9 protein-coding genes are annotated in these 10,475 nt (G+C 71.5%); 4 read left to right on the forward strand and 5 right to left on the reverse strand.

All coding sequences use genetic code 11. The annotated features are described in order from the left end of the window. Both HMPREF0731_RS02035 and bcp read left to right on the forward strand, forming a co-directional pair. The coding region (locus HMPREF0731_RS02035; protein WP_007002334.1) for a bifunctional [glutamine synthetase] adenylyltransferase/[glutamine synthetase]-adenylyl-L-tyrosine phosphorylase at nt 1-2,833 on the forward strand (2,833 nt) is incomplete at its 5' end. Continuing rightward, nucleotides 2,830-3,297 (forward strand): thioredoxin-dependent thiol peroxidase, encoded by a 468-nt coding sequence (bcp, locus tag HMPREF0731_RS02040; protein ID WP_007002335.1) that lies wholly within the window; start codon nt 2,830-2,832, stop codon nt 3,295-3,297. The genes HMPREF0731_RS02035 and bcp, both read left to right, overlap by 4 nt. A gap of 37 nt (nt 3,298-3,334) precedes the next feature. On the opposite strand, the gene HMPREF0731_RS02045 is transcribed toward bcp, so the two are convergent. Next, the gene (locus HMPREF0731_RS02045; protein ID WP_007002336.1) at nt 3,335-3,913 is read right to left on the reverse strand and encodes a YqaA family protein; all 579 of its coding nucleotides are present in this window, start codon (nt 3,911-3,913) and stop codon (nt 3,335-3,337) included. Nucleotides 3,914-4,032: 119 nt separating this feature from the next. Between HMPREF0731_RS02045 and HMPREF0731_RS02050 the strand changes: the two genes are divergently transcribed. Together HMPREF0731_RS02050 and HMPREF0731_RS02055 are read left to right on the forward strand one after the other, a co-directional pair. Further along, complete coding sequence (locus tag HMPREF0731_RS02050; RefSeq protein ID WP_007002337.1) at nt 4,033-5,268, forward strand: MFS transporter; 1,236 nt, start codon at nt 4,033-4,035, stop codon at nt 5,266-5,268. Between the two features lie 68 nt (nt 5,269-5,336). Beyond that, nucleotides 5,337-5,675: an NIPSNAP family protein gene (locus HMPREF0731_RS02055; RefSeq protein WP_040611842.1), complete on the forward strand. Its 339-nt coding sequence runs from the start codon at nt 5,337-5,339 to the stop codon at nt 5,673-5,675. A gap of 84 nt (nt 5,676-5,759) precedes the next feature. On the opposite strand, the gene HMPREF0731_RS02060 is transcribed toward HMPREF0731_RS02055, so the two are convergent. The 4 genes from HMPREF0731_RS02060 to HMPREF0731_RS02075 form a co-directional block, all read right to left on the reverse strand. Continuing rightward, entirely contained in the window at nt 5,760-6,224 is a 465-nt protein-coding gene (locus tag HMPREF0731_RS02060; RefSeq protein WP_007002339.1) for a GlcG/HbpS family heme-binding protein, read from the reverse strand. Nucleotides 6,225-6,235: 11 nt separating this feature from the next. Continuing rightward, nucleotides 6,236-8,587, reverse strand: coding sequence for a xanthine dehydrogenase family protein molybdopterin-binding subunit (locus HMPREF0731_RS02065; protein WP_007002340.1), 2,352 nt, complete (start codon nt 8,585-8,587; stop codon nt 6,236-6,238). 134 nt (nt 8,588-8,721) lie between these two features. Continuing rightward, nucleotides 8,722-9,123 carry a MarR family transcriptional regulator gene (locus tag HMPREF0731_RS02070; RefSeq protein WP_007002341.1) on the reverse strand — a complete coding sequence of 134 codons (402 nt, stop codon included), beginning with the start codon at nt 9,121-9,123 and terminating at the stop codon, nt 8,722-8,724. A 635-nt stretch (nt 9,124-9,758) separates the two neighbouring features. Continuing rightward, on the reverse strand, nt 9,759-10,475 hold a 717-nt coding region (locus HMPREF0731_RS02075), incomplete at its 5' end, for a Gfo/Idh/MocA family oxidoreductase (protein ID WP_007002343.1).

The following is a 10,475-nucleotide window of genomic DNA, read 5'->3' on the forward strand; positions in this document are numbered from 1 at the left end:
GGCGCTGCTGGCCGCGCTGGGCGGCAACAGCCCCTATCTCTCCGACCTGGCGGAGCGCGAGAGCGCCATGCTGCTGCGCTTCGCCGAGCGCGGCGCGGAGGAGGCCTTCGCCCTCGCCCTCGACCCGCTGAGCCGCGCCGACCCGGATGCGGCGCGCCCGGCGGTCGCGGCGCTGCTGCGCCAGGCCAAGCGTCAGGCGGCGCTGATCATCGCGCTCGCCGACCTGACCGGGCAATGGAAGCTCGACCGCGTGACCGGCGCGCTGTCCGACCTGGCCGAGGCGGCGATCGACTATGCCTGCGCGCATCTGTTGCGCGAGGCCGCCTCCCGCGGCGAGCTGAAGCTGCCGCGCGGCGGCACGCGCGAGCCGCGCGGCGTGGCGCGCGGCTCGGGGCTCGCCATCCTCGGCATGGGGAAGCTGGGGGGGCGCGAGCTCAACTATTCCTCCGACATCGACCTGATGGTGCTCTACGATCCCCTTGCGGCGGCTTACCAGGCCGAGCGCGCCGGTGCCGTCTATGTCCGCATCGCGCGCGAGCTGGTCAAGCTGATGGAGGAGCGCACCGCCGGCGGCTATGTGTTCCGCACCGATCTGCGGCTGCGCCCCGACCCGGCGGCGACGCCGCTGGCCGTCAGCATCCCGACCGCCATCTCCTACTACGAATCGATGGGGCAGAACTGGGAGCGGGCGGCGATGATCAAGGCCCGCCCGGTCGGCGGCGACCGCGCGCTGGGCGAGCAGTTCCTGACCGAGATCCGCCCCTTCGTCTGGCGGCGCCACCTCGATTTCGCGATGATCGCCGACATCCACGCCATCAAGCGGCAGATCCATGTGGCGCATGGCGGCCGCGGCGCGCATGCCGAGGTGCGGGTGGCCGGCCATGACGTGAAGCTCGGCCGCGGCGGCATCCGCGAGATCGAGTTCACGACGCAGGTGCTGCAACTGATCTGGGCCGGGCGCGATCCCGGCCTGCGCGACCCGACCACGCTCGGCGCCCTCGCCGCCCTGGCCGGCGCCGGGCGCATCGAGCGCCGCGCCGCGGCCCATCTGGCCGATGCCTATGTCTTCCTGCGCGATGTCGAGCACCGGTTGCAGATGGTGGCCGACCGGCAGACCCAGCGCCTGCCGGAGGATGAGGAGGGCCTGGCGCGCATCGCCACCTTCCTGGGCTTCGACGACCAGCCGGGCTTCGCCGCCGCCCTCACCCGCCACCTGAACCGGGTCGAGCGCCACTATGCGCAAATGTTCGAGCGCGAGGCGGCGGAGCTGGGCGAGGAGGAAAGCCAGGCCGAGGGCAACCTGGTCTTCACCGGCACCCAGGACGATCCGGAGACGCTGGAGACGCTGCGGCGCATGGGCTTCGCCAACCCGTCCCAGGTGGCCGGCATGGTGCGCGGCTGGCATCACGGCCGCCCCCGCGCCACGCGCAGCGAGCGGGCGCGCGAATTGCTGACCCTGCTGATGCCGGCGCTGCTGGCGGCCTTCGGCCGGCAGCGCGAGCCGGATGCGGCGCTGGCCCGGTTCGACGCGGTGCTGTCGCAGATGCCGGGCGGCGTGCACATGCTCTCCCTGTTCCAGCGCAACCCGGCGCTGCTGCAGCGTGTCGCCGGCATCCTGGGCGCCGCGCCGGCCCTGGCCAACCATCTCGCGCACAACCCCGCCTCGCTGGAAGGGTTGCTGGCCGGCGACAACCATGGCGGCGCCGCCGCCGCCCTGCCCGCCCTGCTGAAGGAGGCGCGGCATTTCGAGGAGGCGCTGGACGGCGCCCGCCGCCTGGTGACCGAGGGCAAGTTCGAGATCGACGCCGCGGCGCTGGAGGGCAGCATCGACGCCGATGCCGCCGGTGCCGCGCGCAGCGCCCTGGCGGATGCCGCCATCGCCGCGCTGCTGCCGCATGTGGCGGGGGAGCTCGCCACGCGCTTCGGCAAGGTGAAGGGCGGCGCGCTGGCCGTGGTGGCCCTGGGCAAGCTGGGCGGTCAGGAGATGCTGCCGGCCTCCGATCTCGACCTGATCCTGATCTACGACCATCCGGAGGCGGTGCAGGAAAGCCATGGCGGGCCGCGCAGCCTGCCGGTCAGCACCTATTACGGCCGGCTGGCGCAGCAGATGGTCGCCGCCATCACCGCCCCCGGCGCCGAGGGCAAGCTCTACGAGGTCGACATGCGGCTGCGGCCGACCGGCAACAAGGGACCGGTCGCGACCTCGCTCTCCTCCTTCATCCGCTACCATGCCGAGAGCGCCTGGAGCTGGGAGCGCATGGCGCTGACCCGTGCCCGCTGCGTCGCCGGCCCGCCGGCGCTGCGCCGGCGCATCCAGGCCGCGGTGCGCGAGGCCATCGTCACCCATGCCGGCGAGCAGGCGATTGCCGATGCCCGCGCCATGCGGGCGCGCATGCTGCGCGACCTGCCGGCCGAGGGGCCCTGGGACATCAAGGCGATGCCCGGCGGCATGGTGGAGGTGGAGTTCATCGCCCAGGCGCTGCAACTGGCCCATGCCGGCCGCCACCCCACCATCCTGGCGCCGACCACGCGGCTGGCGCTGGCCCGGCTGGCCAAGGCGCGCCTCCTGCCGGCCGAGGAGGCGGAGGCGCTGATCGCCGCCGACCGGCTGTGGCGCAGCATGCTGAGCCTGCTGCGCCTGACCGTCGGCCGCTGGCGACAGGAGGAGCTGCCCGCCGCCACCGCCGCCGCCATGCTGCGCGCCACCGCCCCGCTTCTCGGCCAGGGCGCGGTTGACGGAACCGCGTTGCGCGAACAGATGCGGGAACAGGCCGGGCGGGTGCGGAGCATTTTCGAGCGCCGCCTTGGCCCTCTCACTGGAGGCACAGCATGAGTGTTGCGGAAGGCGCCCCGGCGCCGGATTTCAGCCTGCCGGCCAGCGGCGGGCGCCAGGTGTCGCTCACCGCCATGAAGGGCAGGCCCTTCGTGCTGTATTTCTACCCCAAGGCCGACACCTCGGGCTGCACCAAGGAGGCCTGCGATTTCCAGGAGGCGCTGCCGGCGCTGGCCGCCACCGGGCTGGAGGTCATCGGCGTCTCGCCCGACCCGATGAAGCCCATCGAGAAATTCGCCGAGAAATACGGCCTGACCTTCCCGCTGGCCTCCGATGCCGAGAAGCAGGCGGCCGAGGCCTATGGCACCTGGGTCGAGAAGTCGATGTATGGCCGGACCTATATGGGCATGGAGCGGTCCACCTTCCTGATCGACCGGGAGGGCAAGGTGGCGCGGATCTGGCGCAAGGTGAAGGTGCCCGGCCATGCCAAGGCCGTGATGGACGCGGCCAAGGCGCTGGGCTGAAGCACGGGGCCGGGCGCGACGGCGCGCCCGGCCTCCGTCAGATCAGCCGGATCGCCGCGAAGCCGCCGAGGATGGCGATGGCGGCGAGCGTGGTGAGCAGGGTCAGCCGCTTCTCGACGAAGCCGCGCACCGGTGCCCCGTAGCGGCGCAACAGCGCCGCCAACAGAAAAAAACGCGCGCCGCGCGTGACGATGCTGGCCAGCAGGAACACCCAGGGGTCGAAGGCCGCCGCGCCGGCGGCGATGGTGACGACCTTGTAGGGGATCGGCGTCAGCCCCTTGATCAGGATGACGGCGGCGCCCCAGCGGTCGAACCATGCGCGGAAGCTCTGCAGCGCCTCGGCATGGCCATAGGCGGCGAGCACCGGCTGCGCCACCGCCTCGAACAGGAAATAGCCCAGCGCATAGCCCGCGATGCCGCCCAGCACCGAGGCGATGGTGCAGATCGTGGCGTAGCGCCAGGCGCGCTCCGGCCGCGCCAGGCACATCGGCAGCAGCATCGCATCGGGCGGAATCGGGAAGACGCTGCTCTCGGCGAAGGAGATGGCGGCCAGCCAGCCCCCGGCATGGCGGTGCGCGGCGAGGCGCAGGATGCGCTCATACAGGGCATGCAGCATGGCCCCCCCTTCCCATGCTTCCGGCGGGGGGGCAATCCCCGGCGCCATGCGGCGGGCGAGCTTGTGCCATGCCGGGACGGGCCGCATGCTGCCGCGCGAAACGCGAAGGAAGCGCCTGCATGCCCGCCCCCCTCGCCGCCCCCGCCGGGCGGCGCTTTTCGCCCATGATGATCCTGATCGTCTGCGCCGTGCTGACCGCCGCGCTGGCCATGGGGCTGCGCCAGTCCTTCGGCCTGTTCCTGGCGCCGATGACCAATTTCCATGGCTGGAGCGCCAGCGGCTTCGCCTTCGCCATCGCGCTGCAGGTGCTGATCAATGGCGTGTCGCAGCCGATCTGCGGCCAGATCGCCGACCGGCTGGGCGGGCGCGTGGTGCTGATGGGCGGCGCCGCGCTCTACGCCGCCGGCACGCTGGGCATGGCGCTGGCCGATGGGCTGCCGGTCTTCACCTTCTTCGCCGGGCTGGTCATGGGCGTCGCCGTCTCCGCCGCCGGCATGCCGGTCATCATGGCCAGCATGACGCGCCTGCTGCCGGAGGATCAGCGCGGCCGCGCCACCGGCCTCGGCACCGCCGGCTCCTCCTTCGGGCAGTTCCTGGTGGTGCCGCTGGCGGGCTTCGGCATCGCCGGCTTCGGCTGGCAGGGCGCGCTCTTCGCCATGGCGGCGGCGGCGCTGCTGATGATCCCGCTCTCCCTGCCGCTGAACGACCGCCCCGCCCCGGCCCGCGCCCATGCGGCGCAGATCGCCGCCGAGGAAGGCGCGATGCAGACGCTGAAGCGCGCCTTCGCCAGCCGCTCCTTCTGGTGCCTGTTCTTCGGCTTCTTCGTCTGCGGGCTGCATGTCAGCTTCCTCTCGGTCCACCTGCCCGGCTTCGTCGCCAGCTGCCACCTGCCGAGCTTCGTCGGCGCCGGCGCCATCAGCCTGATCGGGCTGTTCAACGTGCTGGGCTCGCTGCTCTCGGGAGAGCTGACGCAGAAATGGCGGCGGCGGGAACTGCTGGTCGGCATCTATGCCAGCCGCGCCGTGCTGATGCTGGTCTTCTTCCTGGCACCCAAGACCACCGGCACGGTGCTCGCCTTCTCCGCCGTCATGGGCATCCTGTGGCTGTCCACCGTGCCGCCCACCGTCGCCCTCTGCGCGCGCAATTTCGGCACGCGCTGGCTGGCCACCGTCTTCGGGCTGGTCTTCCTCGGCCACCAGATCGGCGGCTTCACCGGCGCCTGGCTGGGCGGCGTGGTGTTCGACCGCACCGGCAGCTACGACCTGATGTGGATCATCGGCATCCTGGCCGCCGTCTTCGCCGCCCTGGTGCACCTGCCGGTGCGCGACCAGCGCGTGGTGCCGGCGGTGGCCTGAAGCACCCCTCTTGCCGGCAGGATGGAGCGCGCAGCATGCTGCGCGCTCCACCAGGAAGAAAAACGTCCATGCTGCTCGACCACCGCACCTATGTCTGCAAGCCCGGCACGCTGAAGAAGCACCTCGCGCTCTATGCGGAACATGGCTGGAAGGCGCAGACCCGCCATCTCGGCCAGCCCGTCGCCTACCTCACCACCGAGACCGGCGACGTGAACTCCTACGTCCATATCTGGGCCTACAAGGACGCGGCCGACCGCGCCGCGAAGCGCGCCGCCATGCAGGCGGATCCGGAGTGGATCGCCTTCCTGCAGCGCAGCGCGGAGGCCGGCTACCTGGTCAGCCAGGAGACCAAGCTGATGGTGCCGGTGGAGTTCGCGCCGAAGCCGATGACGGCGGCAGGCGAGTAAAAAAAGCAAAGGGCGGGGGAAGGAATTCCCCCGCGCCCCCATCTTTCTTCTGTCAGGGCCGGGCGCCGCTGGCGCCCGGCAGCCTCATTCCGGGTCGCCGGTGTCGGGCACCAGGCCCGCGGCCTCGATGCCGGCCACGGCGCAGACCTCGTCCTTGTCGGAGGCATCGCCGGAAATGCCGACGGCGCCCAGGATGGTGCCCTGCGCATCGCGCACCAGCACGCCGCCCGGCACCGGCACGGCACGGCCGCCGCAGAGATCCGAGAAGGCGTTCATGAAGCCCTGCATCTTCGCCGCGCGGCGCGCCAGCTCGCGCCCGCCAAAGCCCAGCGCCATGGCGCCGAAGGCCTTGCCCATGGCGATCTCGGGGCGCAGCAGGCTGGCCCCGTCCTCGCGCAGCACCACCTTCTGCTGCGCCGCCTGGTCCAGCACCACCACGGTCAGCGGGGCGAGGCCGAGCTCGCGCCCCTTGGCCAGGGCCACCTCGGCGATCTTGCTGGCGACGGCGAGCGTCAGGCCCGGCGCGAAGCCGGTGGGCGGGTTGGGCATGGGCGTTCTCCTCAGGCAGCCTGGTTCAGCGCGCGCCAGATGACCTCCGGCGTCGCAGGCATGTCGATATGCGTCACGCCGCGCCCGGACAAGGCATCGACCAGCGCATTCATCACCGCGGGCAGGCTGCCGGCACAGCCGGCCTCGCCGCAGCCCTTGGCGCCGAGCGGGTTGGTCTGCGCCGGCGTCGCATGGCTGGCGAAGTGGAAGGACGGCACGTCCGAGGCGCGCGGCAGCGCGTAGTCGGAATAGGAGCCGGACAGCAGCTGGCCGTCCTCGCTATAGGCGGTGCGCTCCATCAGCGCCTGTCCGATGCCCTGCACGATGCCGCCATGCGCCTGGCCCTCGACCAGCAGCGGATTCACGATGACGCCGAAATCATTCACCGTGACATAGCGGTCGAAGCGCACCGTGCCGGTCTCCGGGTCCACCTCCAGCTCCACGATGTGGCAGCCATTGGGATAGGCCATCGGCGCTTCCTGGAAGACGTGCTGCACGTCGAGGCTGTCCGGCACGCCCTCGGGCAGGCCGGTCGCCTGGCGCAGCCGGGCGGCGAGTTCCAGCAGCCCGATGGCGCGGTCGGTGCCGGCGATGACGAAGCGCGCCCCGCCCTCGGCATGCGGCTCGAAATCGAGGTCCTCCTCCGCCGCCTCCAGCAGATGGGCCGCCGCCAGCCGCGCCTTCTCCACCACCTTGGCCGAGGCCTCGATGATCGCGGCGCCCGAGGCCATCAGCGATTTCGACCCGCCGGTGCCGCCACCGGCGATCAGCTGGTCGGAATCGCCCTGCACCAGGCGGATGCGGTCGAAGGGCACGCCGAGCGTCTGGTGCAGCACCTGGGCGAAGGGCGTCCAATGCCCCTGCCCGTAATCCAGCGTGCCGGTGATGATGGTGACGCCGCCATCTTCCTCGAAGCGGAGGCCGCCCATCTCCTTGGCCGGCGGCGCCGTGCATTCGAGGAAATTGCCGACGCCACGGCCGCGCAGCAGGCCCTTGGCGGCGCTCGCCGCCTTGCGGGCGGCGAAGCCGTCCCAGTCGGCCTCGCGCATCGCGCGCGCCAGCAGCCCCTCGAAATCGCCGCTGTCATAGCGGGAGCCGGAGGCGGCGGCATAGGGCATCTGCGCGGGGCGGATGAAGTTGCGGCGGCGCAGCTCCAGCGGGTCGAGGCCCATCGCCGGGGCGGCGGTCTCGATCAGCCGCTCCATGAAGTAGTTGCCCTCGGGGCGCCCGGCGCCGCGATAGGCCGAGATCGGCGTGGTGTTGGTCACCAGGCAGCGCGTCGAGACCTCGATCAGCGGCGTGGCGTAGTTGCTCTGGATGTTGCGGACGAAGTTCATCGTGCCCATCAGCGGGCCGACGGTGGCCAGATAGCCGCCCATATTGGCCAGGCTGGTCAGCCGCACCGCCAGGAAGCGGCCCTCCGCGTCGAGGGCCAGCTCCGCCGTCACCTCATGGTCGCGGCCATGCATATCCGAGAGAAAACTGCCGCTGCGCTCATCCGTCCACTTCACCGGGCGGCCGAGCTGCTTCGCCGCGTGCAGCAGGCAGACATATTCGGGATAGGCCGAGGCCTTCATGCCGAAGCTGCCGCCGACATGGCCGGTCAGGATGCGCAGCTTCTCGACCGGCACCTTCAGCAGGTCGTTGGCGATCTGGTTGCGCAGTCCGAACACGCCCTGGCAGCCCAGATGCAGCGTGTAGCGCCCCTCGTCCGGCGCGTATTCGGCGATGGCGCTGCGCGGCTCCATGGCGCAGACCACGACGCGGTTGTTGCGCAGGTCGAGCCGCGCCACATGCGCCGCCGAGGCGAAGGCGTCCCGCACCTTCTCCGCATCGCCGTAATGGAAATCCAGCACCTGGTTGCCGGGGATGTGGTCGTAGAGCTGCGGCGCATCCGGCGCGGCGGCGGCGCTGGCCTCGGTCACCGCCGGCAGCGTCTCGACCTCGGCATAGACGGCCTCGGCACCGTCCTTGGCGGCCTCGCGCGTCTCGGCGATGACGCAGGCGAAGGGGTCGCCCACGAAGCGCAGCCGGTCCACCGCCAGCGCCGGCCGCTCGATGTTCACCAGCCCCTGCAACGGAATGGTGCAGCGCAGATGGCCATAGCCGGCCGCCTGCAGATCCTGCCCGGTATAGACGGCCACCACCCCCGGCACATCGAGCGCCGCGCTGGTGTCCACGCCCTTCAGCACGGCATGCGCGTAGGGGCTGCGCACGATGGCGCACCAGAGCTGGCCGGGCAGTTGCAGGTCGTCGGTGTAGCGCCCCTGGCCCTGCAACAGGATCGGATCCTCGTTGCGGGGAACGGGCTGGCCGATTCCGAATTTCAGGCGGGAGGGGTCGAACGGCAGGGAATCCGCCATGGCAGGGCACTCCGTGGGGGCGGGCGAGGCCGGAAGCCTAGAAGCTTCCGGCGCCCGAGGCGACCCCCGCCCCGGCCCGGCGGAGCGACCTGCGGTTGTAGCTCACAACCGGGCCGCTTGCCGGGACCTCTGGCTCAGCTGGCGCGGCGCGCCGCGCTCTCGGTATTGGCCGGCTGCGACGGCGCCACGGTGCGGGAGGCGTTGTCGGCCTCCACCATGATGCCGCGGATCTCGCGCAGGAAGGCGGCGCCCTTCACGGTGCGCTGCACCAGCACGCTGCGGCGATCCTGCGGGTCGGTCTTGCGGCGGGCGAGGTCGAGCTCGCCCAGGCGGTCCAGGGCGCGGGTGATGGCCGGCTTCGACACGTTCAGGGCCGCGGCCAGGCCACGCACCGTGTGCGGACCCTCGCCCATATAGACGGTCAGGAACACGCCGAGCTGCCGCGCCGACAGGTCATGCCCATCGCGCCGCACCAAAGCGACCACCGTATCCCGAAGGATTCCAATCAGTTGATCGGGAGCGTTTTGAACGGGCATTTGGGGCGAATTCCCTTAAGCAGAACGGATCCGGCGGCGGGTCGCGCCGGGCGGAAGTTGCAGAACGGTGGCTGGCCAGGTGGCCGGTCACCGAGACGGTGTCTTATTTGGGAGAACAGGATCACACTTTCGATATGATCTTCTCCCCCCTCTCGCCAGACAGGAGTTTCTCGATGCCGGCATGCAAGGCCCGCATCGCTGGAGCTTGGCTGCCCGCCGGCCATGTTGGCCCTGTGGAATGTGTCCACCCATACCGTCCTGGGCCTGCGCGCCGAAGAGCTTCCGGAACAAATCTTCGTAGAAATGAGCCGGCGGCGACAGGCCCGCTGTGAGGCGGCGGGGCGAGTTGTTGAGATACAGGGTCAAGCTGTCGAGCCACGAAGCGTAACCGCTTTGCAATGGCAGTGTCGCGCTCCGTGTTGCCCCGGCGGCCAGGCCGCGTGCCGGCCCCCTTCTTCCCGCCCGGCGGCGCCCCGCGCAGGCTGGCGTGACGGCGCTCCTCCGGCGCTCCACCTGCGGTTGCAGGGCGGCACCGGCGGAATGTCGGAGGAGATGGCAGGGCGGCATGAGATCCTTCTGACGCTGGTGGCGGCGGGCGCAGCGCGCCCACCTCCCCTGAACGTCTGGGTGAAGCGTTAGCTTCGCAGGATTTCTTCAACAATTTGTTGCACGGTCAGCGCCTCGCGCAGCGTGGCGAGGCCGGTGGCCGAATCGCCCCGCGTCAGCGCCGCCAGCTTGTGCATCTGCCCGCCCAGCACCATCGGCCGCATCGCCTCGTTCGGCACGGCGTCGGGGGCGGTGCGCCAGGCGCCATCCGCCTCCAGCCGCTCGGCCAGCGACCAGTTGCGCAGGCGAATCGCGCCCGCCTCGCCGCGCAGCACCCAGGCATTGGCCTCGTCCTCGGCGATGCGGCCGACACTGCCGGAAAGCCGCACCGGCACGCCGCCGGCGCGCAGCTCGGCCTCGATCGCCATCTCGGCCAGATCGCCCTCGGGATAGTCGACCCGGGCCGAGACCAGCTCCAGCGCACCCAGCTGCCGCAGCGTCAGGAACAGGAAGTGGGAGACCACCTCGCGGGTGAAGCCGCCCTCCGCCCGGCGCGCCAGCCAGGTGGCGGCGCCGTGCTGCCAGCCGCGCGGCCAGCGGCCGAAATCGGTGGCGATCTCCAGCGCCTGCGGCGCGCCCACGGCACCGCCCTGGCGCCAGGCGGCGAGCTGCGCCACCGCCGGGGAGGAGGCCATGGGGAAGTTCACCGCGGCGCGGGCGCCCGTCGCCTCGGCCTCGGCGACGAAGGCGGCGGCCTCGGCCAGATCGGTCGCCAGCGGCTTCTCCAGCAGCACGGCGCGGCCGGC

Origin of the sequence: Pseudoroseomonas cervicalis ATCC 49957, assembly GCF_000164635.1 — a bacterium.
Lineage (GTDB): Bacteria > Pseudomonadota > Alphaproteobacteria > Acetobacterales > Acetobacteraceae > Pseudoroseomonas > Pseudoroseomonas cervicalis.